Annotated in this window: 24 protein-coding genes and 2 tRNA genes; 1 reads left to right on the top strand and 25 read right to left on the bottom strand. The window is 46.1% G+C overall.

Annotated elements, in window-relative coordinates:
• Window positions 1–40: 40 nt before the first annotated feature.
• Complete coding sequence (locus tag APAR_RS07430) at window positions 41–2,800, bottom strand: class I SAM-dependent DNA methyltransferase (protein ID WP_012808272.1); 2,760 nt, start codon at window positions 2,798–2,800, stop codon at window positions 41–43.
• 151 nt (window positions 2,801–2,951) lie between these two features.
• Window positions 2,952–3,245, bottom strand: coding sequence for a hypothetical protein (locus tag APAR_RS00930; protein WP_012808271.1), 294 nt, complete (start codon window positions 3,243–3,245; stop codon window positions 2,952–2,954).
• Window positions 3,246–3,583: 338 nt separating this feature from the next.
• Here APAR_RS00930 and APAR_RS00925 point away from each other — a divergent pair, with 338 nt between their 5' ends.
• Entirely contained in the window at window positions 3,584–4,531 is a 948-nt protein-coding gene (locus APAR_RS00925) for a 3-hydroxyacyl-CoA dehydrogenase (protein WP_012808270.1), read from the top strand.
• Window positions 4,532–4,965: 434 nt separating this feature from the next.
• Here APAR_RS00925 and APAR_RS00920 read toward each other — a convergent pair whose 3' ends face one another.
• The 23 genes from APAR_RS00920 to APAR_RS00810 form a co-directional block, all read right to left on the bottom strand.
• Window positions 4,966–5,907: a transketolase family protein gene (locus APAR_RS00920; RefSeq protein WP_012808269.1), complete on the bottom strand. Its 942-nt coding sequence runs from the start codon at window positions 5,905–5,907 to the stop codon at window positions 4,966–4,968.
• A 1-nt stretch (window position 5,908) separates the two neighbouring features.
• The gene (locus APAR_RS00915; RefSeq protein ID WP_012808268.1) at window positions 5,909–6,730 is read right to left on the bottom strand and encodes a transketolase; all 822 of its coding nucleotides are present in this window, start codon (window positions 6,728–6,730) and stop codon (window positions 5,909–5,911) included.
• A 103-nt stretch (window positions 6,731–6,833) separates the two neighbouring features.
• On the bottom strand, window positions 6,834–7,118 hold the full coding sequence (locus APAR_RS00910; protein WP_012808267.1) for a PTS sugar transporter subunit IIB: 285 nt from the start codon (window positions 7,116–7,118) through the stop codon (window positions 6,834–6,836).
• A gap of 165 nt (window positions 7,119–7,283) precedes the next feature.
• Complete coding sequence (locus APAR_RS00905) at window positions 7,284–8,753, bottom strand: PTS ascorbate transporter subunit IIC (protein ID WP_012808266.1); 1,470 nt, start codon at window positions 8,751–8,753, stop codon at window positions 7,284–7,286.
• 358 nt (window positions 8,754–9,111) lie between these two features.
• A tRNA-Pro gene (locus tag APAR_RS00900) sits at window positions 9,112–9,188 on the bottom strand.
• A gap of 168 nt (window positions 9,189–9,356) precedes the next feature.
• Window positions 9,357–10,259, bottom strand: a complete 903-nt coding sequence (locus APAR_RS00895) for a 4-(cytidine 5'-diphospho)-2-C-methyl-D-erythritol kinase (RefSeq protein ID WP_012808265.1) — start codon at window positions 10,257–10,259, stop codon at window positions 9,357–9,359.
• Between the two features lie 16 nt (window positions 10,260–10,275).
• Window positions 10,276–10,566 (bottom strand): Veg family protein, encoded by a 291-nt coding sequence (locus APAR_RS00890; RefSeq protein ID WP_012808264.1) that lies wholly within the window; start codon window positions 10,564–10,566, stop codon window positions 10,276–10,278.
• Window positions 10,567–10,798: 232 nt separating this feature from the next.
• Window positions 10,799–11,533, bottom strand: coding sequence for a glucosamine-6-phosphate deaminase (gene nagB, locus APAR_RS00885; protein WP_012808263.1), 735 nt, complete (start codon window positions 11,531–11,533; stop codon window positions 10,799–10,801).
• 154 nt (window positions 11,534–11,687) lie between these two features.
• Window positions 11,688–12,338, bottom strand: coding sequence for an RdgB/HAM1 family non-canonical purine NTP pyrophosphatase (gene rdgB, locus APAR_RS00880; protein ID WP_012808262.1), 651 nt, complete (start codon window positions 12,336–12,338; stop codon window positions 11,688–11,690).
• Between the two features lie 2 nt (window positions 12,339–12,340).
• Window positions 12,341–13,102, bottom strand: coding sequence for a ribonuclease PH (gene rph / locus APAR_RS00875; RefSeq protein WP_012808261.1), 762 nt, complete (start codon window positions 13,100–13,102; stop codon window positions 12,341–12,343).
• 162 nt (window positions 13,103–13,264) lie between these two features.
• Window positions 13,265–14,650 (bottom strand): FtsX-like permease family protein, encoded by a 1,386-nt coding sequence (locus APAR_RS00870; protein ID WP_012808260.1) that lies wholly within the window; start codon window positions 14,648–14,650, stop codon window positions 13,265–13,267.
• A gap of 178 nt (window positions 14,651–14,828) precedes the next feature.
• A tRNA-Val gene (locus APAR_RS00865) sits at window positions 14,829–14,904 on the bottom strand.
• A gap of 46 nt (window positions 14,905–14,950) precedes the next feature.
• Window positions 14,951–16,330 carry an FAD-dependent oxidoreductase gene (locus APAR_RS00860; protein WP_012808259.1) on the bottom strand — a complete coding sequence of 460 codons (1,380 nt, stop codon included), beginning with the start codon at window positions 16,328–16,330 and terminating at the stop codon, window positions 14,951–14,953.
• Window positions 16,320–16,973, bottom strand: a complete 654-nt coding sequence (locus APAR_RS00855; RefSeq protein ID WP_012808258.1) for a hypothetical protein — start codon at window positions 16,971–16,973, stop codon at window positions 16,320–16,322. The genes APAR_RS00860 and APAR_RS00855 overlap by 11 nt, the downstream gene beginning before the upstream one ends.
• A gap of 6 nt (window positions 16,974–16,979) precedes the next feature.
• The gene (locus APAR_RS00850) at window positions 16,980–19,127 is read right to left on the bottom strand and encodes a hydantoinase/oxoprolinase family protein (protein ID WP_012808257.1); all 2,148 of its coding nucleotides are present in this window, start codon (window positions 19,125–19,127) and stop codon (window positions 16,980–16,982) included.
• A 91-nt stretch (window positions 19,128–19,218) separates the two neighbouring features.
• Entirely contained in the window at window positions 19,219–20,520 is a 1,302-nt protein-coding gene (locus APAR_RS00845; protein WP_012808256.1) for a C4-dicarboxylate ABC transporter, read from the bottom strand.
• Between the two features lie 188 nt (window positions 20,521–20,708).
• Window positions 20,709–21,770: a winged helix-turn-helix domain-containing protein gene (locus APAR_RS00840; RefSeq protein WP_012808255.1), complete on the bottom strand. Its 1,062-nt coding sequence runs from the start codon at window positions 21,768–21,770 to the stop codon at window positions 20,709–20,711.
• Between the two features lie 226 nt (window positions 21,771–21,996).
• Complete coding sequence (locus APAR_RS00835; RefSeq protein WP_012808254.1) at window positions 21,997–22,794, bottom strand: HAD family hydrolase; 798 nt, start codon at window positions 22,792–22,794, stop codon at window positions 21,997–21,999.
• Window position 22,795: 1 nt separating this feature from the next.
• Window positions 22,796–23,653 carry an HAD family hydrolase gene (locus tag APAR_RS00830; RefSeq protein ID WP_012808253.1) on the bottom strand — a complete coding sequence of 286 codons (858 nt, stop codon included), beginning with the start codon at window positions 23,651–23,653 and terminating at the stop codon, window positions 22,796–22,798.
• A 125-nt stretch (window positions 23,654–23,778) separates the two neighbouring features.
• Window positions 23,779–24,321: a hypothetical protein gene (locus APAR_RS00825; protein ID WP_012808252.1), complete on the bottom strand. Its 543-nt coding sequence runs from the start codon at window positions 24,319–24,321 to the stop codon at window positions 23,779–23,781.
• A 219-nt stretch (window positions 24,322–24,540) separates the two neighbouring features.
• A complete protein-coding gene (gene pepT / locus APAR_RS00820) occupies window positions 24,541–25,803 on the bottom strand; it encodes a peptidase T (RefSeq protein WP_012808251.1) in 1,263 nt (420 codons plus the stop codon).
• 56 nt (window positions 25,804–25,859) lie between these two features.
• Window positions 25,860–26,333, bottom strand: a complete 474-nt coding sequence (locus tag APAR_RS00815; protein ID WP_012808250.1) for a PTS sugar transporter subunit IIA — start codon at window positions 26,331–26,333, stop codon at window positions 25,860–25,862.
• A gap of 2 nt (window positions 26,334–26,335) precedes the next feature.
• Window positions 26,336–26,908 (bottom strand): hypothetical protein, encoded by a 573-nt coding sequence (locus APAR_RS00810; protein WP_012808249.1) that lies wholly within the window; start codon window positions 26,906–26,908, stop codon window positions 26,336–26,338.
• Between the last annotated feature and the right edge of the window lie 21 nt (window positions 26,909–26,929).

Genomic DNA, 26,929 nt, shown 5'->3' with positions numbered 1-26,929 from the left:
TCTAATGAAAATGTATCCTAATACACTAGAGATGTTTGACTTAAGTCAAACATCTTAATTTTTCAGCGTAAAGTTTGAAAAGATGTGCAACTATCTTTTCTTCATCACCATCGAAATCAACACCATAAGCAGCTTCAACCGCAACATCATTAGCTTTATGCGCAGCAAGCAAATCAGACGGCATCTTATCAGGATTATATAACTCGGCCAATGATTGATTAGAGTATTTAGATCTTGTGTCAAGAATTGCTTTTGCAGTCTTTTCAATAGCATCCTTTTGTTCAACAGTCGCTTCGGGCCATACAAAATTGTTATAAACAATAGTATTGGAGTAGCTATAGTCACTCTTAAGTCGACCTGCTACAGTTCTCATCCATGCATTTTGAAATTGACTGTTAATTACTCCAAAATCATACAACGTAGCATCATCGATAAAAAATAACTTATTGCCAGGAATTAGCCCGTTATTTACAAATCCCGTAGGAACATAAAAACGTCGTTCAGATGAAACTACGGGGATTACAATGAAATTTTCACTGGTTGGTTCTTTTATCTCATCAAATAACCATGAAGTTTCTGCTTTTTTACGGGTTGCAGCTTTACTTGATGCAAGACGCATTTCTCGCACAGCTTCCACACGTTTAGATACCAAAGGTAGGCCTGCTAACTCAGATGGTGTGATTCCCACCATCCAAAGACAGAAGCGCTCTTTATTATTTATAAATTCATTACCCATCGAGAATGGCTTAATCCATTTCTCTGCCGCAGGTTCCTCTAAAAGAAGCTTGTCTCTTTCATAAGGTTCCAGAATCAGGTTTCCGGCATCAGAAGGCTTACCACCACCGATCATGGGAGGTATATTACAAATTGGCTTGTTTCTCTTATCTATAAAAATGTTAGGTCCGTCCATTAGGTAACCATTGATGTTAGAGCATAATTTTTTAACACCATCTCTAAGATATAGTGTTTTATTTTGATATCCAAAACGTGAGAAACCAATAATTACCACGTAAACATGAGCTTGAATAGAAGCCTCAGAACTCCATACAAACGTTTGCCATGCAAAATCAATATGGATACCACTGTTAAACAATGGCTCCCATACAGGCTGTACTTGTTGCCCTTGGCAGATTGAGTTAGTTGATACAAATGCGCAGTGAATCGGAAAATTGGAAATGTAATCAGCTGCCTTCTTATACCAACAAGCTACATAATCAACAGTTTTCACCTTACCGAATAAGCTTGCTCGATCTTTTTGTTGTTCCGCAGAGTGATTAGAATAACCAACAAAAGGAGGATTACCCATAATGTAGTTGCATTCACTTGCTAGCAATACGCTATTCCAGTCAATACGGAGAGCATTGCCTTCAACAATATGAGCTTTTTCACTTAATGGGAAGTCATCACCACCAGCATCGTAGAACATTGATGTTTCACCGTTTGCTTTAAGGCGACTAATCCAAAGTGCAGTCTCAGCAACCGTTACAGCAAAATCATTAATCTCAATGCCATAGAACTGATTCAAAGAAACGCGTTTTCCTGTTTCTTCTTCATCTCCTAGGCTAAAGCCAGTCTGGCCTTTTCTAAGCTCATTAAGAACCGTATCTTCCAACTTACGAAGGCAAGTGTAGGTCTCGGTAAGGAAGTTGCCTGAGCCACAAGCAGGATCAAAGAAAGTAAGAGAGCAGATTTTCTCATGGAAACGCTTAAGAGCATTTTCACGTTTACGGGGAGTTGTTCCCTCTTCTGTACAGATGGACTTAAGCTCTTCTTTAAGGTCATCTAAAAAGAGTGGATCAATTACCTTATGAATGTTTTCTGGTGAGGTATAGTGCATGCCACCGGAACGTCTAGTCTCTGGATTCAGAGTTGACTCAAAAATTCCACCAAAGATAGTAGGGCTAATCTGTGACCAATTAATATGGGAAGAAACTTCATCCAACAAGAAGCTCTTTGTTTCATCTGTAAAATTAGGAATCTCAGAGTCATCTCTAAAAAGTCCACCGTTTACATAAGGAAATGCCTTTACTTCAAGATCGTACGGATCTCGATCAGACAAATTAGTATCTAATGCATGGAACAGGTTCTTTAGTGCCGTTCTGATTCTATTTGCTGGAACATCTTTCAGATAGTTATAGAAAGCGTCTTTTCCAAAGAGTCCTGCATCTTCGCAATATAAACAAAATACTAGACGTACGCAAAGTACGTTTAATGCATGCATTGACTCTTCTGAATCAGGGTCAATATATCCTTCACGCAGTTTGTCATAGAGCTTTCCAATAAGATCTCCTGCTTTAATGGATACCGTCTTTTCTTTTTCAAGACGGCTGTTAGTGGGGTCATTGATAAAAGCAAGATACTCTGGATGGCTTGCAAGCTCATCAAGAGTGAACTCGAATGCATTATTAGGAAGTTGCGACCTTCCGTGTGCATCACGATCATACACTCTAAAGGTAGAGAAATTACACGTAATGACGAAGCGAGGCTGCTCTAGCCTAGGAAGCTCGTCAACATAATCAAGTGCTTGGGTTAAAGGTGTCTTTTGTTTACCTTGACGGAGTTCTTCTTTGTCTAAATCAATACCAAGAGCCTTTTGTTCAATTAAAACTCCAGCGTCAGGAATCCATACATCAATAAATCCACCAGATGAGACGTGAAATTCAAAGAGAACGTCATCTACCTTGAGATAACCAATAGTGCGTAAGAGCTGTAGCCAGAATTGCTGAGTATCTCCTTTTTCATAACCCCTGCCTTGCCAGCGGGAGACAAATTCTAGAAGCTCTTTCTTATCACAAGGCATATTCCGCTCACTCTCAGACGATTGCTCTAATTAGCTAATTCAACACTAACTAATTGTAAAAAATTACATTATATTAGGCTACGCATTTTCAATTATAAATAGCGCTTATTACTGCAGAGTAATCAATCAAATACAAGTGCAGCTACCTTAACTACTCCCTTGTGCCTGTAAACACGAAGTCTCGGTTAGCGATGTGGGCAATGCCTTGAATGGTATTACCCTCAACAGAGCCGCCAACAGCAAAGATAACAGGACCCACAAAAGACTCAAGCTTGCCGCCAAAGGTAAACGAGTTGTCGGTAACCTTACCGTTCTCAATATCAATCTGAACACCCATGGCAGTTAGAGAGCCGGTAAGTTTCTCACCAGATGTGATGAGTACAGCAGTGCCCTCTTTGGCTCCAACAGGAGAATCCATTTGAATCTTGTATGTTCCGTCGATCATGATGCCTCTATTCTTCCCAAGCGTTATGCCTGGCGTTTTATTAAATTACAGCCGATGATTTTGCTGAAGCTCAGTCGAACGGCTGCGTTGAAGCCAAGCGAGTGACCGTGTCGAAACCGGACGATGAGCTACATTGAAACCAATTGCTGGTTGCACGCCTCTATTCTACCTAAGAACTGCAAACGATAGATGTGGTTTCTCGCCAAGAAGTGATTTGTAGGATTTAAATAAAAGTCGAAAACTTTTCAAACGAATGTCTGACAGAAACTTTCTAGGGTATAGGGATGGTAGACAGTTCGCGTGGCATTTCTCGCCACGCTTGTAGAAAGGATAGTCCAATGGACATTTCGCAGGTAAAGAACGTTGTTGTTGCCGGTGGCGGCGTGCTGGGCAGCCAGATTGCATTCCAGACTGCTTATCGCGGCTACAAAACCACCATTTGGCTGAGGTCCGAGGCTTCAATTGAGCGCGCTCGTCCAAAGATTGAGCACCTCAGAGAGGTATATCTGAACACTCTTGAGGCTATGAAGACCAATCCTAAGGCTTACGCTTACGGTCTTATTGCTCAGGACGAGATTACTCCAGAGAAACTCGACCAGCTTAAAGAGCAGGTAGAGCGCGCATACAGCAACCTCAAGCTCACCTCCGATTGGGACGAGGCTTTTGGTGACGCAGACTTTGTCATCGAGTCTGTCGCAGAGAATCCAGAGCAGAAGATTGAGTTCTACACCGAGCTAGCCAAGCATCTGCCCGAGAAGACTATTGTTGCAACCAACAGCTCAACCATGATTCCAAGCATGTTTGCCGCAGCTACTGGTCGTCCCGAGAAGTACCTGGCTCTCCACTTTGCTAACGAGATCTGGCGTAACCCAATTGGCGAGGTAATGGGTCACGCAGGCACCGCTCAAGAGAACTTTGACATGGTCGTCAAATTTGCAGCAAGCATTCGTATGATTCCAGTCAAGGTCCTGAAGGAGCAGCCTGGTTACCTACTGAACTCCATGCTGGTACCTCTTCTGGTTTCCGCTGAACAGCTCTGGGCTAACGGCGTCGGTGACGTCGAGGACATCGACAGGGCTTGGCGCATTGGCACTGGCTCTCCAAAGGGTCCATTCCAGATTCTGGACATCATTGGCTTGGTCACCGCATACAACGTTGCTCTAATGAACCCTGCAGCTAAAGACCCAGAGTCTGTACAGGGTCGTATTGTTGCGCTTCTCAAGGAGAAGATTGACAAGGGCGAGACGGGCGTTGCTGCTGGCAAAGGCTTCTACGAGTACAAGTAAGGCTCGGGCACGCGCGGGGCGCTTGCGTGCTGGAGCGCAAGTTCTGATCGCAAAGCAATTTCAACCCGGCATCCATTTCGTTTGGATGCCGGGTTTCTTGTGCGGAAACGCTGCTAGTAGACGGGGTTTCTCGCCAAATGGACGGCGGAAGTTAAGTGCAAGCCTGATTCCTGCAAAGAATCTGTAAATTCTGCCTGAAAACATCAAAGAATCTGTGGATTTGCCTGTTTTTGCAAAAGAATCGGTGACTCAAATACAGATTCTTTGCACATTTCAGGCGGGATAAGGCAGGATAAAAGTAGACAATCTGGTGGCACTACAAATTCTCTACACGTAAAAAGCCCTTCTCGCCAGATAACGAGAAGGGCTTTGTTTATACGATGGTCCTCAGCGATTCTTCGGAACACGGTAACGTACACCGAGGTCACAAGTGCTTACTTCAAGAACTCCTTAACGGATACGAGAACGCTTGGAGTATCCAGGCCGTACTTAGCAAGAACCTGAAGTGCTGGTCCGGACTCGCCATAGGTATCCTGGACGCCGATGACCTTGACTGGAACAGGGGTATTCTCGGAAAGAGCCTGACAAACTGCACTACCCAAACCACCAATGACGGAATGCTCCTCAATAGTCACAACCTTGCCAGTCTTTGTTGCAGAAGCGGCGATCAGCTTGGTATCCAGAGGCTTAATGGTGTGGATGTTGATGACCTCAGCGTTGACACCCTCTGCTGCCAGCTGCTCGGCCACCTCAAGAGCCACGGGAACCATAAGGCCACAGGCTACCAGCGTAACGTCAGTACCCTCCTTAAGGACAATGCCTTTGCCAAGCTCAAAGTGGTAATCAGGGTTGGTGTTGAACACAGGAACAGGAAGGCGACCAAAGCGCATGTAGACAGGACCGTCATGGTCGTAAGCAGCCTTGACAGCGGCTTCGGCCTCAACAGCGTCGGATGGGATGATAACCGTCATGCCAGGGATGGTACGCATAACAGCAATATCCTCGTTGCACTGGTGAGTGGCGCCGTCCTCTCCTACCGAGAGTCCTCCGTGAGTAGCGCCAATCTTAACGTTCAGGTGAGGATAACCTACCGAATTTCTAATCTGCTCAAACGCACGGCCAGAAGTGAACATTGCAAACGAAGTTGCAAAGACCTTGTGACCAGTAGCTGCAACACCGGCTGCCATACCAATCATATTAGCCTCAGCAATGCCGCAGTCCACAAAACGATTAGGATACTCCTCGCCGTACTTTCCGGAGCGAGTAGCCTCTGCCAAGTCAGCGTCGAAGACCAAAAGGTCATCGTGCTCTTTACCAAGTTCAATCAGAGCTTTTCCGTATGCCTCTCTGGTGGCAATCTTCTGTACGTCTGCCATGTTATGCCACCTCTCCCTCAAGCTCTTTCATAGCCTGCTCGTATTGCTCCTGGTTAGGAGCCTTGCCGTGCCAGCCTACCTGGTTCTCCATGAAGGAGACGCCTTTGCCCTTTACGGTGTGGGCGATAATAACGGTCGGCTGACCCTTAATGGTACGAGCCTCAGCAAATGCCGCTGCAAGCTGATCAAAGTCGTGTCCATCCGCCACTTCAATAACGTGGAATTTAAACGCCTTGAACTTCTCGCCAATTGGCTGCGGCGTGTTAATCTGCTCAAGTGTGCCATCAAGCTGCAGATTGTTGTTATCAACAATAAGCGTGAGGTTATCAAGCTGGTGGTTGCCTGCAAACATTGCGGCCTCCCAGACCTGACCCTCCTCAATCTCACCGTCGCCCAGAAGTGCATAGACGCGATAGTCCTTGTTGAACTTCTTGCCGGCAAGCGCCATACCAACGGCAGTGGAGACACCCTGGCCCAGAGAGCCGGTGCTCATGTCAACGCCGGGGGTATCGTTCATGTTGGGGTGACCTTGAAGGCGCGAATTGAGCGCACGGAAGGTCTTGAGCTCCTCCTTGGGGAAGAAGCCGCGCTCGGCCAAAACGCCGTAAAGCGCTGGCGTAACGTGACCCTTTGAGAGCACAAAGCGGTCCCTGCAGCAGCAATTTGGCTTGGTGGGGTCTACATGCATCTCTTTGAAATAGAGATACGTCAAGATTTCTGTTGCAGAAAGCGAGCCACCGGGATGTCCGGATTTGGCCGTAAAAACCTGCGTGAGGATGCTTTTGCGCACCTCACGAGCAACCTGTTTAAGGTCGACGTCCATGTAATTTCCTTTCACGTGCTACGTGCGCTTCTGCGCGGCGTGCAAGTGCGCCGCATGTGAGTGCGCGCCATATGCGAGTCGGTGCCGCGTAAGGGAACCGCGCTTACAGGCCAAATTTCTCGGTAAGCTTTTCCTTCATTTCGTCTTTATCAAGAATGTTGGAGAGAATGATTTTCTCGCTATCTGGAATATCAGCGATAAAATCTTCGAGATCGCGAGCAACAATGAAGAGGTCAGCTGCACCAGGAGTAACGTCGGAAACCGTTGAGTGCTCAACCTCAACTCCACTTATGCCCAGCTCGTTTAAAACATCCTGGATTTGCATCTCAACCATAAGGCTGGAGCCAAGTCCACTTCCGCAACAACAAAGAATTTTCTGGATAGCCATACATGCCCCTTTCAATTCACCACACATGATATGTGGGTTTACGTGGATTTTTCTGAGTTAAAAGTCGAGCCCCATCCAAGGACGAGGCCCGACCTAGATACCTAAATATTACCCTCATTCATTGCAGTTGCCTCGATGTTTAGCTGCAATTCTGTGAGCGGATTACTACTCGGACTTCTGCTCTACTGCCTTCTTAGGAGCAACAAAGTTGAAGATGATTGGAAGACAGAAGCAAAGAACGCAAATACCAGTAAGAATTGCACCCTGAACGTTCAAGGCAACGTTACCAAAGATCAGAGCCATGACGGAGAAGTCAGCGTCTGAGAAGGTAGCGGAAGTGAAGCCCATGAGGGTGAAGACTGGCATGCACAGTGCAGGCAGGAAGGTAATAAGCAAGCCATGAACAAATGCGCCGGCGATGCAGCCCTTGATGCCGCCCTCTGCGTTACCAAAAACGCCTGCAGTTGCGCCACAGAAGAAATGAGGAACAACGCCTGGGAGAATCAGAGCAACAGCAGCAATCTGTGCGTTAATAACACCAAGAATAAGCAGGCCAAGGATGCCACCAACAAAGGAGCTCAAAAAGCCGATAATAACGGCGTTTGGAGCATAGGTAAATGCGATTGGACAGTCAATTGCAGGCTTTGCGCCAGGAACAAGCTTCTGAGCAATACCCTTAAATGCAGGAACAATCTCGCCAATAATCAGGCGGACACCAGACAAAATGATGTAAACACCGCCAGCAAAGGAGAGACCGCGAGTAAATGCCCAAACAATCCAATTTGTGGTGGTCTCAGTACCAATGTTCAACAGGTCAGCGAGATGCTGGAAACCAGCATACTGTGGGTTAGAAGCAAACTCTGCCGCAGTAGTTCCTGCAGGTACCATGGTTAAAAGGCCACGGCTGACAGCAACGCCAGTAATAACCATAAACATAATAATCATGGTCAGACCAATAGAAACGGTGTTGTCGCGCAGGAAGATAAGACGCTTGGAGAACTTGATATTCTCGGTGCTATTCTCGCGATCGGAAGCAAAAAGCTTACCTACCATACCAGCAAGCCAATAGCCAACGCCACCAAAATGACCAAGAGCAACTGAATCACTACCAGTAACCTTGCGCATAGTTGGCTGGCAGTAAGCAGGAGACAGAACCATAATCAGAGCAAGCAGGCATGCGCCGGAGATGTAGAGCATCCAGCCAGAAAGGCCGCCGACGTGCAGGATGATAGCAAGCATGGCTGCCATGTAAAGGGTGTGATGACCGGTGAGGAAGATGTAATTAAAGCGAGAAAAACGTGCGAGAACAATGTTCAGGACCATACCGATACACATGATGATTGCGGTTGCCTGACCAAACTCACCAAGTGCCAAGGAAACAACGGCTTCATTGTTTGGAACAACGCCCTGCATGTCAAAAGCGAAGTTGAAGATTTCGCCAAAGGCAAGGAGAGAGCCGGACTGCAAGAAACTTGCACCTGCAGAAAGAACAAGGAAGCCAACGATGGTTTTAAGGGTACCTTTAATAAGGTCCTCAACAGGCTTCTTCTGGAGTGCCAAACCTAGCAAGGCAACTAGGCCAACTAGGATGGCTGGTGTTGATAGCACGTTTACAAAAAACTCAACAACAGGCATATAAAACCCCTTTCAACAAAATGCGCGCTGCATCCTGAAGGAACTGCATTCCGAACGAACAGATATACGCCACTGGTGCTCATCGCGATTACACCACAGTTATGCTCTAAGTGCTCGTCCCTTCATGTAAGCAATACCAATAACTGATTGTAGTCTATTTGTGTTTATTTTGTGCAAAATTATTTATGTTTTGCTAAAGAAAAACGTTCATAACATTCATTTTGTTCATATGATATTGAAGTAAAGTTCAAAAAAATAAGGCTCCTATACGAGATAAGCCATCGCACCTGATTTCTTCAAAAATCTGTATTTTTTGCAAAGCATCAAGTATTAAAAGTTAAAAAGTTTGATGAAAAAATGGTCGGGTTGACTGGATTTGAACCAGCGACCTCTCGGTCCCGAACCGAGCGCTCTACCAAGCTGAGCCACAACCCGAATCACTTACCTGCTGCCTTTAAGACAACAGCAATATGCGCGCCATGATGCACACAAAATGTGTGCATCAAACATGCTTACCACACGATAACGCAAACGTCACTTTAGCAGAAATCGCACGACAATGCGAGAAATAGGTAGCCAATGTGTTGTGTGAATAATATGCAACTACAACTCACATTGAGTGGAATAGCCCCGCCATCCCATTGCCTTAGCAGCGTCAGCAATAGCGTCCGCTGCATCCTGAGACTCGCAAAGTGCAAACGAACTACTACCAGAACCCGAGACTTGAGCCCCAAGAACACCTGGCTGCTGTTTAAGCCAAGCTTCAACCTCAGCAACATGCGGTTCAAGTATTTTTGCAGCTGGCGCCAGATTATTAAACAGTAAATCAGCTACCTGTTGGACGGTTTTCTCGCCAGAAGTAAACAATGAAGCGAGTGCTTCATACGATGCTGGTGGCTCTGGAGCAACATCAAACTGATCATAGGCGGCCTGTGTCAAAATACCCTTTTCTGCAGGTAATACAATGACAAGCGGTGCGTCACATGTAGGTGTATAAGCCTCTTCCAGCGTATCGCCAGCACCAAGCATAAGAGAAGGACGCGGATCCAAGAAGAACGGTACATCGGCTCCAACAGACTTTGCCACATCAACTACCAGCGGATCTAACGAGTCAACCCCCCAACGCTCAGCAAGCAAGCGCAACGTTGCAGCTGCATCGGCAGACGATCCACCTAAACCGGCTTTCTCGGGAATGTGTACATGCACGTCAATAGAGACATCAGGAGAAATTCCCAGCTTGTGCGCTAAAAGTACAGCTGCTTTCCACGTGGTTGTACGTTCAGGTATAACGCAGAGTGTAGGATCGTGCGTTACCGTAAGCTCCGGTGCATCGTTAACCGTAACGGTGTCGTAGATGGCCACGGGAACCATAAGTGAATCAACTTTATGATAGCCTCGCTGATTTTTCTGAGTATGAATACCCAGATGAAGATTAATCTTGCAAGGAACTTGTGCGGATTGACGTCCACTATAAGACGTAGAAGCAGTCATAAGAGTACTATTCACTAGATAGTGCTACTAATTACTCTTCAAACTCAAAATCAAACAGACGCTCGCCAGTTTCAACGTCAAAAAGTTCAACCGTACCGGTCAAAACATCAACGTACTGATAAGACTGACGTGCAGTACGACCGCGACGCTCGCCAACTTCTACAATAAATAAAGATGGATGAGCATTCACCAGAACGCCGGTCCGTTCAATAATGCGAGAACGTCCCATATTAGCTTTAACCTTAATTTTTTGACCCTGAAGCTCAAGAAGCTTCTGATGAATCTCATCAACACGATTAACTGGCGGAATCTCGTTTTCCATCTATCCTCCAAGTTAATTGGAACTTCCTGGACTCAACACACGAAAAGCCTTATAGGAATTTTGTCCCAATCAACAAACAATAGTCACAGTAGCCAAGTTTCCACTATACGTGCTCGCGAACAAAATCTCAAGCTGTACAAAAAATGACACGAGAAGAACACGGGCATGTTGTCATTACCGTGGGTTTCTCGCCATAAAGCTTTATTTGCGATTTCCTTTTAAAAAAGCACACCTACTGAGCAGGACAGAGTGAAAGTGCCGCCTCGTCAGCAATAACAGTGCAATTGGTATGGAGCTGCAAGATGGATGCAGGACACTGAGGTGTGATAGAGCCGTAACACATGTCATAGACGGCCTGAGCCTTATCCTCACCGTTTGCAACAACCAAAATACTACGAGCAGACATAATGGTCTGTACTCCCATGGTATACGCCTGTCGAGGGACATCCTCCATGCGGTCAAACAAGCGACTATTTGCCTGAATAGTGCTCTCAGTAAGATCAACGCAATGCGTACCCTTAGAGAAATGATCGTCTGGTTCATTGAAGCCAATGTGACCATTGTGACCAATACCAAGAAGCTGAAGATCAGGATATCCTGCCGCAGCAACAAGAGCGTCATACTCAGAGCAAGCTTCTGCAACATTAGGATTTGATCCGTCAGGCACATGAGTATTCTCAATATCAATATTTACCAGGTCAAAAAGATTCTTACGCATAAAATAATGATAGCTTTGAGGATCTTCATGAGAAAGCCCACGATACTCGTCGAGGTTGTACGTAGAAACTTGCGAGAAATCCAAATCGCCCTTCTTATTCCACTCGGCAAGCTGCGTATATGTTCCAATTGGTGTGGAACCAGTTGCCAAACCAAGAATGCAATTTGGTTTTAGAATAATTTGAGCGGAAATAACATTTGCTGCCTTTCTACTCATGTCCTCGTAATCACGTGTACGAACAATCCTCATGCTTACCTCCATAAATGAAGTGTTTTGCATTGCCATAAACATTGCAAAACAGCACTCAATGCTTCTATTTTCAATACCTTAATTTTGGTATCGCAATTCTCAATGACACTCAGTTTATCATGTGAAACAGCTGATTGAACTACCGCTCATCGACTTAATGAAGAATTTGCTCTGAGAGATTTTGCAGTGCATGGAAACGGTGGGAAATAGCATTTTTCTGATTGGGAGAAAGTTCTGCCATAGCTTTACCTGGTGCATCATTCGGCCAAAACAGCGGGTCGTAACCAAAACCATTGCAGCCCTTTGGCTCATGACCAATAACGCCTTCACAGTCTCCCTCACCTACAAGTACGCGACCGTCACGATATACGAGGGCAACAGTTGAGTGAAAGCGTGCAGTACGCTCAGCGTCTGCAACATCAGCAAGCTCAGCCAACAGTTTCTTATTGTTAGCGGCGTCATTACCATGCTCTCCTGCATAACGTGCAGAATAAATTCCAGGAGCGCCATCAAGAGCATCTACGCAAAGACCAGAGTCATCAGCAATAGCTGCTACACAATCTACCTCATCAAGTGCAGCCATTGCTTTAATTAACGCATTATCACGAAAAGTCTTTCCGTTTTCTTCTGGATCAGGAAAATCACCCAGTTGACCAAGGGCAACAAAACTTATACCAGGCATAACTTTAGAAAGAATTGCCTCAATCTCAACTAACTTATGAGTGTTTCCCGTTGCCACAACTATGGTCTTGTTGGGATCAAATACAGCCTTAGTATTCTGGTTAGTAGCGTTATCCTGACTCATGCTTACTCCCTAAATCCAGTAACTTGGTTTTGCAGCTCAACAAGATGAGCAATTCCTGCCTGGCCAACATCTAAAAGTTGATTGAGTTTCTCGCGATCAAACGGTCCACCTTCGCCCGTACCTTGAACCTCAATAATCTGGCCAGACTCGGTACCTACAAGATTCATATCAATATCTGCATGTGAGTCTTCAGGATAGTCCAGGTCAAGCAACACTTGTCCATCAACTACGCCCATCGAAATTGCCGCTACTTGACCTGTAAGGGGAAGTCTGGACAAGACGTCCTTCTCGACAAGCGAAAAAAGCGCATCATGAAGCGCCACCCACGCACCGGTTATACTGGCAGTTCGAGTGCCACCGTCTGCTTGGAGAACATCGCAGTCAAGCGTAATGGTGTACTCGCCAAGACGATTCAGGTCCACAACAGAACGCAGGGAGCGCCCGATAAGACGTTCAATCTCCATAGAGCGACCTTTACGGTTGGCGCGCTCTCGCTTAGTACGCTGATTTGTTGATGCTGGTAGCATTGCGTATTCCGCAGTCACCCAACCAGCACGAGAAGCACGACGCCAGGCGGGAACTCCTTCTTCAATGGTGGCCGCACAAAGCACACGCGTATCACCAAAGCTAACCAAACAAGATCCATCAGCATTCTTCATAAGATTTCGTTCTAACGTAACCGGTCGTATCTGGTCCCACGCACGATTATACGAACGTAAAGGTTGCGAAGAAGCGTTAGATTGCAGCGTAGAGTCAGACTTCATAGCGTTCCTTTTCACATCTGCATAAAAAGCAGTCAATTCTTTTTAAAACGCCTCTAGTATACCTGTCTGTACGCCACCCTCTGAAACACTTTATTGTTGCTCTTGTTGGTATTGCTTTGTTCTACTTATTGGTATTTGTTGCCACTACCTTTAATGCAATTACTAAATATGCATTGATAATGCGTTCTTTTTTGCTCCGATATACGTAATAAAGAAATACACTACAAAACCAAAAAGTGTGAGTAATGCAACAGGCCAAATACTTGGCTCAATGGCAGTTTGGAACATTTCTACGCTCATAAAACGAATAACATTAAGTCCAAAAATTGCATGGATCACGGTAAAAATACCCGGGAGCAAAAAATTGCACAGTACGCCAGTGAGCAAACTTTTTGAAAGTATTTCTCGAGAAGCTCCTAATTCATACAGCTTGTAATACCTCTCTTTATTATCTGCAGCAAGTGAAAGCTGTTGGACTGCCAAGATGACAGAAGAAAATACAAGTAACACAACCGCATAAAAAGAGCAGGTAAATACAATAACGCCAAAAGGTCCAGAAACATCCGAAGCACTCATATCCTGTGAAGAAATTACCTCAAAAATTTGAGTACGAAGAACAACGGCAAAGACAAACATGCACATACCTACAGAAGATAGGGCTGCTGAACACGTCATAGCTTTGGAAGCGTTGCGTGCGACACCTTCAGCTTGACGCACAGAAAATGCGGTTAAACCTCGATACCATATACCTGGAATTTTCTTAAGAATACGTGGAAGTAACACAAGTGTTGAGCGGAATACAAAAAATGATCCAAAAATGGCACAGGCACCAAAGGGAATCATGAAACCAATAAAGGCAAACGGAGCCTGAGCACACACAACATAAACAATTGCCAGCAACAAAACGCCTATACATGCGTCAAAAATTGCTCGTGAAATTGAAAGTGGTTTTGATGAATCATTTTCTTTTTTTGCAGACATCATCTGCAATAACGTAGACTTCTTTAAGATGCGTTTACTACCCCGAGAGAGCACGAGCATTGTTATAAAAAATATTATTGTTGTCACAATGGCACCCAATGGAGAAGCAACAACAACAAATTTCATTGGTAGTGCGTACGACCAGCTTACAATCATTTCTACAAATGGCGAAATAGCAATACCTATTACAATTCCACCAATGAGCGCACTTCCTGAAACCAGAATAGTTTCATATCGCAATATCCTAATGACATCTTTCTTTTCGAGACCTGCCAACTCATATTGAGCAAATTCAGGAAGACGCCGACGAATCAAAAATTTATTTGCGTATGACGTAACATTCAAAAACACCAAAAAAGGCAAAATACCAAATGCCAGGCTATAATTTGCCTCCGCAACAAAAAGTGAACGGACCGATTCGTCATTCACCAAGGCAAACAAATAATCCCCAGACGCTGCATATGAATACATAAGGCAAGCACCCGTTGCCAATGCAGCAAAATAAACCCCAAAGTCGCTAAGATTACGGCGTACATTTCCGACTGCAATTTTTGTTAACAAATTCATAGTATGTTGCCCTTACTCTGTTGGATTTAACAACATCGTCTTTATTTTTATCTGCATTTTTATAATGCGCCACATACCTAATTGATACCATCGAACTAACTTACAAAAAGGTGACGATTTTATAAGAAAAAAGCAGTCGATAAAAAAGCGGCACCCGAAGGCGCCGCATGAAATTCTATGGTGGGCGATGAGAGATTTGAACTCCCGGCCTTGTGCGTGTAAAGCACCTGCGCTAGCCACTGCGCCAATCGCCCATGACTGTAGAAGTTTATCACAGGTTTTGTAGTTCTCAGGCGGCAATCATAAATTCAACGCTTTCATTTGTTCTACTTCTGCACGAACCGCCGCGCCATCCAATTTGGCCAATGGTGTTGACGTACGTTTTGCGAGAACACACGCTGTACCCATAGCATCTCCCATATCGGTCACCGTTGGAATAATGCGAACACTTGCCTGCATCAAAAAAGTCGTAGAGATACAACGACCAATAACACCCAGGTTGCTGATATGTTTGGTGACCATCGAACGGAACGGAATCTCGTAATAGTCACCTTGTTTGTACGTATTTTTATGGAAGAGTCCACCCTTATTGGAGTGAACATCAATGTACCAATCGCCACGAACAAGACCGTCATCAAATCGGGCCTGGTTAACGTAATCCTCTTCAGTCAACATTACCTGGCCTTCAACGCGCCAGCTCTCACGAACACCCAAAAGTGAAGCCTGCTCCATAAGATAGCTTTGTTCAAATCCAGGCATCATACGCTGCAGGAAAGTAACAAGCCGGCGAATGCGGGCGTGAGCTTCAATCGTTGCATTGGAACGTGCAGCTCCCGTAGTGTTTGTACGCATACTTGCAATATGTGGGCAGTTTAATGCCATGCAACCTGGTTTTCCGGGAAGCGAGAAAATCTGATAGTAGCGCAAGTCCTCTTCTTCAAGAATGCCTGCTTCAATTCCCTCGCGGAACTTTGGCTCCAGCTTAAAATTTTTACCCGCAACCATTGCAGACTCAAAGAAATATCCATCAACTAATGGTGAGAAGTGATCATCAAGCGAAAGCACGTAATCCCTATAACGCTCAACATCAATACCACCCATGGTAAAACGCAGGCTGCAAACCTGATTAATGCCATCCTTATCACCAGCTGCAACTGGTACGCCAGCAGCTCTGGACAAAACCGCATCGCCAGATGCATCAATCCACGTTTGAGCAGCTACTGCAATCAGGCCCTCGGTTGAGGCGAGAATTGCATGCGTAATGGTTTTCTCGCCATCAGAATCAGATAAAACTACAGCTACAAGAGACGTATCGTAGAGAATCTGACCGTCCTTAGCAGCGTAAAGCTGCTCATATACTTCTCCCAAGCGCTCAGGAGCAAACCAAATCATGGTAGTGTAATTATCACGCGTAGCGTCACCTGAAGCCAAAAGCTCTTGCTCAATGGAAGAAAGAACAGGCAGGTGACGGACATACGTAGGCATCATCGGGCATACAAGCGCTCGTGTAGCAGATCCTCCTAGCAAGTTTGACTTATCCACAATGAGCGTTGAAAGACCTTCATTAACACAGCGAATTCCACAGGCAGAACCAGAAACACCGCCGCCAATAATAACTACATCAAAACTTCCAACAACAGGAATTCGTAGGTTATTCCAGGTAATTTCTTTATGAATCATTGCTTCCTCCTGTGTCAGAAACGCTATTTAAGCCAGAAGAGCTATTTAATAAACCATAGTAAGTGTTAGTAAATGCGTGCGCTGCAATTTCAGATAGTGCATGAATGCCCGTTTTTCCCAACTTAAAAGGACCAATGGTAAACAGTGGAACGGTATATTCTTTGCTCGTTAATCCAAGTCGAGTTGTCTCCAAAACATGAAAAAACTCATGCATCAAAATAAGATTTTGAGCTTCATGCAAGTCAAGTTGATTTTGTTTTGCCCACAGCGCGCATGACTGCTCGTAGAGTGTGATTTCTTTTGTACCAGAAACGTAATCACTGAAATAGCGCTGGTTTCCATATACGCAATCAATATCTTTTTTGATAATAGTCATACCTGCATCTTTACAAATTTGAAAGAAGTCACTTTGACCATTTGACTCTTCAAACACCATATGTGCAGCACACTCGCCCTTTGACCAAGCTAAATCAACTATGCGTTTTTTATCCTCCTCAGGAATCCGCATAACATAGCGATCCCACGAGAGCTCTTTAAGAGCAAGCTCACGAGTTGGAAAAGGAAACCGTGAAGCAGAATCAGAAATAGACTCCGCTTCAAGGTTTGCCGATTTTCTCGCCAGAGTGTGTTTTGCGTTCTGCATGTCAGTCTAATCGCCCAAACGAAGTGTGGCAGCAATAATAACAGGCTCGTCAGATGAATAACCGCCCAGCTCTACCGCTGCAAGGCTCAAGATCTGCTCAAGCGAAGTCATTCCAGAAAGGTCGATGATACGCTTACCCACCACAACATAGACGTTTGGCAGATTAGCGCCGCCATCGTTGTATACAGTTAAGTCCTCTACCAGCGCTGTTACGCCCTTACGCCATGAACTAATAGTTTCTTGAAGCACCTCAGCATTAGGACGCTGAAGTCTAATAACGCCCTCGGAATCAATAAGACGAAGAGCAGTGCGTTTCTTGGTGAGAAGACCAAAGAGCTTCTTTTCTGTAGTGGTTGCGGTATAGGCAAAGAGCTCGGAAGAATGAGCAACCTCAGAAACGTTTTCTGCACCCTCGCCAAGATTCTCTATCACAAGTTTCTTAAGCTCATCTGCACTCAGACGTGTGGCATTAACATCTTTACTACGCAGTTCAGTAGCACCAACAGCAATTGCACGGACAACGTGACGCTGTGTATCCACCTCAACAGTAACCTCAACGGTTCCAGGAGCAGCGCCCATCTTGATAGCGCGAGCTTCTGCCTCACGCCTGACGCTAACGATATCATCGTCAGATGGGTTGGTAACGCTACGCTCAACCATGTCACGGACCATTGCAAGAGCAACGCCAATAGTTGAGATAACAGGAGCGTTCTTAGCAATACGGAAGGTATGGCCCATGCTCTTTGCCAAGTGTGACACAACAGTGGAAGCGCCACCGCCACCGCCAACGTAAACGGTTGTACGAGGGTCCATGCCATAGTCTTTCATAAGTTGTTCAGCTACAGCACCGTTCTTCTTTGCGGCAAATGCAAGAACCTGAGCTGCTGCCTCTTCAACACTCACACCCATATTCTCTGCAAGAGGAGCCCATGCCGCACGAGCAGCTTCAACAGAACCGCAAGCATAATCGCCCTCAGGAACAAAGCCCGCAAGATTTGCTGCGCCGGCCATAGTCAAGCAAACACGAAGACCGTCATCACACTCAATAGCTGCGTATTCAGGATCTCCATCCATAGGGCGAACAGCAACCAGACGTGGGTTCACAATCTTTTCTGCGTTGGTGTAAACCTCGTAATCCAGGTTGGCAATGTGGGCAGAACGAGGTCCCACATCAACAGCCTTACCATCAGAAATTTGCACCATAGAACCGCCTCCAATACCAACGGTTCTAACATCCAATGACGAGAGATACGTCTTATGGCCACCAACTTCCGCATACTTAACCATAACCTTGCCATCTTTAACGCAAGAAATATCGGTGGAAGTGCCACCAACCTCAAAGAACAGTCCGTCGGTAAGCTTCTCGTACATCAAAGCACCAGCTACACCAGCTGCGGGACCAGAGAGAATAGTAAGGATTGGACGATGACGAACCTCATCAACGGTCATTACACCACCATCACAACGCATAACCATAAGTGGCGACTCAATACCAGCCTCACGAATACTCTTGTCAGTCATGTTTGCAGCTTCAAGCATCTTTGGCATGATGGATGCATTAACAACTGCTGTACGGGTACGAATAGCCAGACCATAAAGCTTAGAGATGTCATTTGTGGCTGTAGCAGGAAGTTCTCTATCAGAGCATTCTGCAATAACGGCATTCTCGTTAGTTGGATCGTCTACGCTAAATGCTTCAGCTGCAACATAAGAAGTTGAACCATCCGAGAAAAGCTGTTCAATTGCGCTCTTAATGCCGGCTTCAACGTCAGAAGACGTATCTACAAACGCATTTTTGGTACGCAGGAATTTACCGGCAGCAAGTTCAATATCTCCAACATTAGTATCGCTCTTACTTTTAGCGCCCTGAAGGCCACTACCAAGCGTCACAATACCAACCTGAGCTACATCACCCTCAAGTAAAGCATTTGTGGCCTGAGTGGTGCCGTGAGCAATGAAGACAACATCTTCGGGTTTAATGCTATGCTGCTCCATCACATCATGAAGCACCTGCACAATACCTGCAGCAACACCTGCTTCAGCGGTATGCGTGGTAGGCGTTTTAACCGTGCCGATAATTTCGTACGTATCATTGTCGATGGCAACAGCATCGGTAAATGTTCCGCCAACGTCAATTCCAATACGAACTTTCACGTTTCCTCCTCGATATGCAGCAACATATCAGCCGCAAAGATAAAACGAGACGAGAAGACCGCAAAGGATCTTCTCGTCCCAAGGTCAGAGCTTAGAAGTACAGAACACCAGACAGAATTACACCAAAGATGGAAACTACCCAGAGATAAGGGAGCATCTTACGAGTAACAGTGTTGACGTCAACCTCACAGAAGTTTGCAGTCCAAACGTTCTGAGTATTGGTTGGGTCGCCACCTGCCTGGATACGCTCTGCAGCCAGGAATGCACCCATAACAGCAAGAGGATTCAAGGTGTTCAGACCAATGATAAGAGCTGCAATACCAGAACCAAGACCAAACATGTTCATAGGTCCACGATACAAGGCTAATGGCGAGAGAACCGCAAAGAAGATAATGTATGCAATGAGATTCTGTGGCATGATGCCAAGCAGGAATGGATTAAGAACTGCCTTAACCGTTGGATTGGTAACTGCAAGATAGAGAATACCAATACCAACCATCAAAATAATTGCAGGACCAGCGTCGGTAACACCGTCATAGCAGGTCTTTGCCAAAAGATTCATTGCCTTACTAAAGCTCTTAGAAGTAAACAGCAAGCACCACAGAATACCAACGGTAAATGCTGGGGTAACAGGGACCTTCAAGAAAGCAACAAGCACAATAGGAATCAATGGAGTCAGCATTGCAAGACCGCCTGCAACACCAGTAAGCTGCTTAGAGTTGCTCTGCTCAGTAACTGGAGCACTGAAGGCAAACTTAATACCATTACGCTTAAACTCAACAATAATCATGATTAAAGTTGCAATACCAGTTGCAACAGCCAGATATACCTCAAAACCCTGAACCTGAGCAATATCAAGATTGAAGAGCTTAGCAAAAGTTGTCCAGTTAGCAATATTAAGCGCCAGACCAGTGGTGAATGACATCAAGAAGATACATGCTGCACTAGCTGCGGGAACACCAACAGAAATCAAAATTGGCAAAACAATTGAGCCAACCATAATGATTGATCCCAAGCCAGAAAGTGTAGTAAAGAGGACAGCGACCGCAACAGACATAATTAAAGTGATTACCAGGGGCTTATCGCCACCAAGCTCTGCACTCTTCTTAATAATTGTCTCAGTAACGCCAGTCTTGTTCATAAGCTGACCCAACCATGCGCCAAAAATAACAGCCATGATTGCGGCGCCCATGCGAACGGTTCCAGCCTCAAACACTGATGTTAGCCAACCAATTTCTTTTCCGTCGCCATCTTTTCCAAACATTGGAACGCCCGCGATGACACAAATCAAAATAGCCATCAGTGGCAGGGCTAGCAGAGTTGGGATCTTCTTGGTCATCATTAATGCAGCGACAGCTACAAAAACCAAGAGGATCAAAATACCCTGAACCATGTTTCCTCCTTAGGAACACATTGTTTGATAGCAGATGCAGCTATCTCTCCTTAAAATAACCTACACGCACTTCTATAGATGCATGAGCACCATGTTGACGACTTTGATGAGCAGACAAAGTCGAGAAACACCTTTGTTCCAGTGCAGCATATAACGCACTACTTCCCTACAGATACCTTGCTGATTTGCTACGCAGAACTTACTGGATGCCAACCAGAAACAAGCACTCGTTTCCAAAGCTGAACAGTTTCTGGACAAAGACAAACTAATCTAAGGGCAGAAACAGCGTCCTTTAGTAAGTTTCTTGAAGTCATTCTTGTTACTATCAGTTTTGGAAAATTTTCAAACTGAGCAAACTTTTGTGCCAAAATCGCAGGAGTTGACAACGCCTTACTCAGCGCATCTGCCTTAAACGAAGAAGTAGAACTATCTTCTTCAGGCACAGACACAACCACAGCATCAAAGGAAAATAGACTCTGAACTGTACGGACAAGGTTCATTAATTTATCAAGCTGCAGACCATCTGCAGTCACAAGCTGCTGAGTAACATCTGCGTTTAACCCTTCTTTCATAGGAAGGAGGACATTATTGCAAACAACCTGAGCTACTATTCGAGTTCCAAATGAAAGATGAAAATACGAAGCAATATCATCAATGTTGTCTGCACTCTCTACTTGAGACAGTGCAAAATCACTCTGTTCAAACTGCTTCACTACTACCCTAAAAGTACTCTCCAACGCTTGTACCAGAGAAATTGTTGCCGAATCATGTCCCGTCGAATACATAACGGAAAGTTCTGATTCCTGCACGTCTCCTTCAAGCAAAACTCCAATTCCTTTAAGAATTGCTCCATCAACAATAAGGTTTGTAAGAGCAACCTTAGTACCTTCAAGTAGAGTTTCTCCGGAAGGAAATTCCTCTGATAACGTGGTACGAGCCCATTCATTGAGAGCCATGTCAACAAGCACAAGTTCCTGTTTTTGGCGAGAAACCCTAATAAGCCCCAAGAGACCAAACTCTGGAGCAAGTTGCAGAAGCGTCTTTGATCTACCAGCGGTAACTACACGTTCTGAACTTTCCTCAACCAGTTTTGACTGAAGCAAATCGTGAACAATAGTAGTAACGGTACTAGGAGAAAGAGATAATTCACGCGCTAGTTCAACACGAGACAGAGCATTTTTCTCGCATAATGCCTGAATAACTGCGCGTTTATTAGAATATGCAATGTCTTTAGTACTGACGATTGACATGCGCATCCCCTCCTCTCTATTTCTGTCTGTACTACCTTATTTCGACTCTCGAAATAAGTACATCAGATTCAGAAAAGAATGGGATCAACGGTATGAAATTATCGCCAAATGGTCACGTCGAACAATTGAGCAAACAACTGCTCACAAAAGTTACTTCAAGTCATGCGCTTACTGCAGCAACTGATTCTTCCTTGTTATGACAATTCATATTATGCAACAGCTCTTACTACGCCAACTCTTCCAAAATACGACGCATTTCTTTCTGCACACCCTGCTCAGTATTAGGAGCAATAACCTTTGTAGCAATTGTTTTAAGTGCGTAGCGAGCGTTGTCCATAACGTAAGCAGTGCCCGCATAACGCAGCATAGCGTAATCGTTCATAGAATCGCCAAAAACAGCAATCTCATTACGAGAAATGCCGTAATACCTGCGAATCTGCTCAAGTCCTGTAGCCTTGTTCACACCACGAGGTACCACGTCAATCCACGTCTCTCCAGAAGGCATGAACGACAATCTGTCGCCCATCTCACGCTCAAGAATCATGGCCATATCCATAGAGCGAGCCCTAGAATCGCAACAAACAGCAGCCTTGATGATACTAACGTCAGGTGAAGGCGGATCAAATACACGCTCGGCGTTAGGCAAGTCTTTGTCCAACTCACGTACAAACGAACTCTGATCGTCCAGTAGATACGTATGAGTGCGGTCATAAACAACCAAATGAATGCAGTCAAACTCAGACGACAACTCAAACAGTGCTCGAATAGAGGCTGACGAGAAAACCTCGCGGTCGATGACCTCGTTCTCTACATAGACCTGCGTACCAAGAGAAGCCACGTAGTCAATCTTGTCTGCAACCGGCTGAAACAGCCAACGCAGTGTGTCGTAACGACGACCAGAGCTTGCTACAAAGTGAACACCACGTTTGTGCAGCTCTTCAATGAGTTCAAATGTCTCTGGCGGAACCTCGGAATTCTGGTCCAAAAGTGTACCGTCCATGTCCGATGCAATGAGTTTAATCATGCTAGTTCTCCATCATAAAACGGGGAGTCTCCCCTGCTTTTGTCGCGCGCACCAGCTCAAGCAGAGCATGTGCAACACCATCGTCTGCAGATGCACCTACGTGATGCTTTGCTACCTGCTTAACCTCCGGAATTGCATTTGCCACCGCCACTGAGTGCGGAACTTTACTTAAAATCTCAACGTCATTCTCGCCGTCTCCAAAAACGAGTACTTCTTCAGGAGAAATGCCTGTTCTTTCTAGGAGTGTTTCAAACCCAGTCAGCTTAGATATGCCCTTGGGCAGCACATCAAACCACTGTGGAACTACCGACATGGTATACACGTCAGGACAAGCTGCGGCAACTTTCTTTTGGCAGCGCTCCATGTCCTTCTCCGTGCCTGGACAGGCAATTGTTGCGGCGACAAAATCGACGTCATCCGGAACCTGATCAACAATACCCGAGACAAACACCAATTTGCGCTCGTAATCGGCAAGAATGTCTTTGTCCAGCGGACCTACAACATATGCCGGATTGAAGAGGTTGGTCTTCTCGGGATAACAAACCAAGAACATGTTCTTCTCGTCAGCAAGAGCGTCTGCGACACCCTGCAACGTTTTGTGATCAAAGATAGAAAGCGAGATGGTCTTACCTCTGTACAGCACGCGTTTACCCGTTGACATGACTCCCGTTTGCATGCATGCCTCATCAAGGCTGAAAAGACGCATCAACTCAACGTAATCTCGGCCGGTACACGGGCCAAATGCAATGTCCGTTTCTTCAAGGAGCGTGTGAATAGCCTTGCGCGTGAAGTCCGACACACGCCTATTTCCAAAAGGCACTAGCGTGTTGTCCATATCAGATAAAACAAGCTTAATCACAAACGTCCCCCGTTACTGCATGCTGTGTAGCTGGGCAAACGCGACGCGCGTCGCACCCCAAGCGAACGCAGCTCTACACCGAAGCAACTCGAGCCGGCACGACTCCAAACTACGGCGTTGCACTTTTACCTAGTTGAGCTATGCGCCAAGACATCAAAGCGATCAATCTTAAGCAGCACTTGGTCTAGTCCAATCATACCCGAGAGACGTACCTTTGACGTATCTGAAGTCCAAATTAAAAGATCTCTAAATCCAGAACCGCGGCGATCGCCAGCCCACTCCATACGCTTAATGTCCTGGTAATTGATATTAATCTCTGAACCCACAAAAGGAACTATGACCATCTCATCATCAAACAGCGAAACCTTATAACGACTCAAGATGTACCACGCCATAAACATAACAGTTGAAAAAGATGCAAAGAACGCCATAACAATATCTGGGTTTGGTGTAAATACGTTAACGTAGCAGAGCCATCCCAGAATAACCGCAATTGCACTGACAAACGCCATATCAATGATGAGTGAACGCGTAAGTGCAGCGGGAGTCACATATGTATCGTGGTGACTATGACGTCGCTCGGAAATTCCAACGTTACCCGAGTGCTCCAAAATTGCAGCCGTGATGGGCGCCGCAACGGCAATAATTCCAAAAAATACTGAGAGCATTGCGGCCTCCCTCCACAAAAAAGAACAATGACCTCTCATAATTATGCTACGCTCCCACTCACCATTTGTTGACAAGGGTGAACGAGAGCGTAGACGGTAGTAATCAAGCAATGAGTGGCAAAGCAGCACGTCAAACGGCTATATGAACGCGAGTACATTGCGCGGACGCAGGCAACGCACGCGCGTGCAGCGCAAGCGCGGTACGGTCACGCAGAGCTTTTAGCCGCGGGTAGCAAACTTAGCGACAAGCTTCTCCAAAAGGTCAACGGTGACCTTGAGGCTTGGCACGGGGATAAACTCGCGCACAGAGTGAGCATTGTATCCACCGGTAGCAATGTTGGGGCATGGCAGACCACGGAACGTAAGCTGAGCACCATCGGTACCACCGCGAGCAGCAACAGGCTTAGGCTCAATACCAACCTCACGGTTTGCCTCAAGAGCATAATCAATCAGAAACTCATAGCCATCAAACTTCTCGGCCATGTTGCGATACTCCTGATGAATCTCAACGCGGACGGTATTCTCGCCATAGCGCTTGTTCAGAAACGCAGCAATATCCTGCAGAACCTGCTGACGATTGGCAAAAATCTGGGAATCGTGATCGCGGACAATGTAGCTGAGCTTAACCTCAGATGCGGAACCCTCGATGGCAATTGGATGGTAGAAGCCCTCGTAACCCTCGGTGTGCTCGGGACGCTCGAAGGCGGGAACCATTTGCTGGAACTCAGACGCAACGGTGATCGCGTTGACCATGACATCCTTGGCGCTGCCAGGGTGAACCATAACACCCTTGAAATAGACATCGGCATGAGCTGCATTGAAGCACTCGTAGTTAAATTCTCCCAGCGCCTCACCATCAACAGTGTAGCCGTAAGCTGCGCCGAGTTTTTCTAGGTCAAGCAGACTTGCGCCATGACCGATTTCCTCGTCAGGGACAAATGCAATCTTAAGTGTTGGATGCGCAAGCTCAGGGTTGTCGCCCAGGCGTTTGAGCAAGGCGCAAATCTCTGCCACACCGGCCTTATCGTCAGCGGAAAGCAGCGTGGAGCCGTCGGAGCAGATGATGTCCATGCCCACAAAATCCTTGAGGTCAGGAACCTGTTCCTGTGTAGTAGCGATGGTCTTACCGTTAACAACGCCAGCAACCAAGTCACCACCCTCGTAATAGACGACGTGCGGCTTAATGCCCGAAGCAGGCGCATCAATAACGGAATCCAGGTGCGAGCAAAGCATCAGCGCAGGAGCCGATTCAGCGCCCTTAGATGCGGCGAAAGTGCCGGTAACGTAAGCATGCTCGTCGACAGTGACATCAGTGCAGCCCAACGCCTTGAGCTCTTCGCCCAAGTAGCGAGCCATCTCGTGCTGAGCAGGCGTGGAAGGCGTAACGGTATCGTTCTCAGGATTAGACTGGGAATCAACCTGCACGTAGCGCATGAAGCGCTCGGCAACATCAGGGAGCTGGTTAGACATAGTTTCAGGCATTGTTATCCTCTCTAAATCAAGCATCACAGCAGGTACACGACTTCGGGTCAATTAAACTACTCGGAGAGATACTTGGAAAACGCGGCGACCATGCCTTCTGCGGTGGTCTGACCAAAAACATCGGCAGACTTTGCCTCATCCATGAAGATACCCATCAAGCTCTGAAGCATCTCTACCTGACCGCCATCACGCATAATACCCAGGTTAATGACAAGTTTGGCTGGAACAGTGTCACCGTCACCACCCATTGGCTCAAAGTTAATTGGGCTGGATGGCTTTACGATTGCGATGTAAGGCTTCTCAAGGTTGACAGGATCGGTATGTGGAATTGCAATCTCACCTGCAGGAAAAGCAAGTCCAGTTGGATAGTTCTTCTCGCGAGTTGAAATTGCCTCTTTCCAGGTATCTTTGATATAGCCCAGATTGCTCAAGCGAGTCTCCAGCTGATTAAACAGCTCAAAGGCGTCCTTGGCCTCAATGTCAAAGAAAACGAGCTCGGGCTTTAGGAGCTCAGCGTCGGTTGTAGCCATTGCTACTCCCCTTTCTGTTGCTGGTTGCGCGCTCGCACGCGCAATCCGTTAGGATCTAGTTTTGCCTCGAGGTCCAGTAGCAACTTATAGACCTCTCGTGCATCATTACCCTCCGCATCGGTCATATCTGCACAGGTCAAATAGAAGCGACCTTGCAGCGGAGTGGCCTTGTTAATGCGTACGTACGAGCGCAGTCCTTGCGAGGCCTCTCGCACGCGAATCTGCGTAATTTGAGACAACTTGTAAGTTGATTTATGTTTACCCGTTACAAATGTGATTGAATCTGGGGCGAGAATAACCTGTTCAGGATAGGCATGTGCGAGAAACGCGTTGAGAATCGAATACAGGCAAACCACAGCCAAAAAGAGCATCAACCAGCGGATAAATCCGAGCGCAAACAAAATAATTGCTGCAATAAGTACGACTATCGAGACGTAGTTGGGCAGTAGCACGTCAATGACGTAACGACGTCGGTTGTATGTGTACGTGACCGGTTTGGTCGCGGTCGCAACGGCGATTGCAGCGGCGTCGGCCGACGAGCGCTTGCTGGTTGAAGAGGACTCTGGAGTAGACATGGTTTCTCGCCTTTTGGGTTA

Source organism: Lancefieldella parvula DSM 20469 (genome assembly GCF_000024225.1).
Classification (GTDB): Bacteria; Actinomycetota; Coriobacteriia; order Coriobacteriales; family Atopobiaceae; genus Lancefieldella; species Lancefieldella parvula.
This window is presented reverse-complemented; position numbering and strand designations above follow the sequence as displayed.

What these genes read in the sequence shown, in the direction of transcription:
- APAR_RS00860 (WP_012808259.1), bottom strand. Translation starts at nt 16,330, where the DNA reads ATGATTCATAAAGAAATTACCTGGAATAACCTACGAATTCCTGTTGTT.
- APAR_RS00905 (WP_012808266.1), bottom strand. Translation starts at nt 8,753, where the DNA reads ATGCCTGTTGTTGAGTTTTTTGTAAACGTGCTATCAACACCAGCCATC.
- pepT (WP_012808251.1), bottom strand. Translation starts at nt 25,803, where the DNA reads ATGCCTGAAACTATGTCTAACCAGCTCCCTGATGTTGCCGAGCGCTTC.
- APAR_RS00855 (WP_012808258.1), bottom strand. Translation starts at nt 16,973, where the DNA reads ATGCAGAACGCAAAACACACTCTGGCGAGAAAATCGGCAAACCTTGAA.
- APAR_RS00915 (WP_012808268.1), bottom strand. Translation starts at nt 6,730, where the DNA reads ATGGACGTCGACCTTAAACAGGTTGCTCGTGAGGTGCGCAAAAGCATC.
- APAR_RS00810 (WP_012808249.1), bottom strand. Translation starts at nt 26,908, where the DNA reads ATGTCTACTCCAGAGTCCTCTTCAACCAGCAAGCGCTCGTCGGCCGAC.
- APAR_RS00920 (WP_012808269.1), bottom strand. Translation starts at nt 5,907, where the DNA reads ATGGCAGACGTACAGAAGATTGCCACCAGAGAGGCATACGGAAAAGCT.
- APAR_RS00870 (WP_012808260.1), bottom strand. Translation starts at nt 14,650, where the DNA reads ATGAATTTGTTAACAAAAATTGCAGTCGGAAATGTACGCCGTAATCTT.
- APAR_RS00835 (WP_012808254.1), bottom strand. Translation starts at nt 22,794, where the DNA reads ATGATTAAACTCATTGCATCGGACATGGACGGTACACTTTTGGACCAG.
- APAR_RS00815 (WP_012808250.1), bottom strand. Translation starts at nt 26,333, where the DNA reads ATGGCTACAACCGACGCTGAGCTCCTAAAGCCCGAGCTCGTTTTCTTT.
- rph (WP_012808261.1), bottom strand. Translation starts at nt 13,102, where the DNA reads ATGAAGTCTGACTCTACGCTGCAATCTAACGCTTCTTCGCAACCTTTA.
- APAR_RS00840 (WP_012808255.1), bottom strand. Translation starts at nt 21,770, where the DNA reads ATGTCAATCGTCAGTACTAAAGACATTGCATATTCTAATAAACGCGCA.
- rdgB (WP_012808262.1), bottom strand. Translation starts at nt 12,338, where the DNA reads ATGAGTCAGGATAACGCTACTAACCAGAATACTAAGGCTGTATTTGAT.
- APAR_RS00925 (WP_012808270.1), top strand. Translation starts at nt 3,584, where the DNA reads ATGGACATTTCGCAGGTAAAGAACGTTGTTGTTGCCGGTGGCGGCGTG.
- APAR_RS00930 (WP_012808271.1), bottom strand. Translation starts at nt 3,245, where the DNA reads ATGATCGACGGAACATACAAGATTCAAATGGATTCTCCTGTTGGAGCC.
- APAR_RS07430 (WP_012808272.1), bottom strand. Translation starts at nt 2,800, where the DNA reads ATGCCTTGTGATAAGAAAGAGCTTCTAGAATTTGTCTCCCGCTGGCAA.
- APAR_RS00910 (WP_012808267.1), bottom strand. Translation starts at nt 7,118, where the DNA reads ATGGCTATCCAGAAAATTCTTTGTTGTTGCGGAAGTGGACTTGGCTCC.
- nagB (WP_012808263.1), bottom strand. Translation starts at nt 11,533, where the DNA reads ATGAGGATTGTTCGTACACGTGATTACGAGGACATGAGTAGAAAGGCA.
- APAR_RS00845 (WP_012808256.1), bottom strand. Translation starts at nt 20,520, where the DNA reads ATGGTTCAGGGTATTTTGATCCTCTTGGTTTTTGTAGCTGTCGCTGCA.
- APAR_RS00890 (WP_012808264.1), bottom strand. Translation starts at nt 10,566, where the DNA reads ATGGAAAACGAGATTCCGCCAGTTAATCGTGTTGATGAGATTCATCAG.
- APAR_RS00825 (WP_012808252.1), bottom strand. Translation starts at nt 24,321, where the DNA reads ATGCTCTCAGTATTTTTTGGAATTATTGCCGTTGCGGCGCCCATCACG.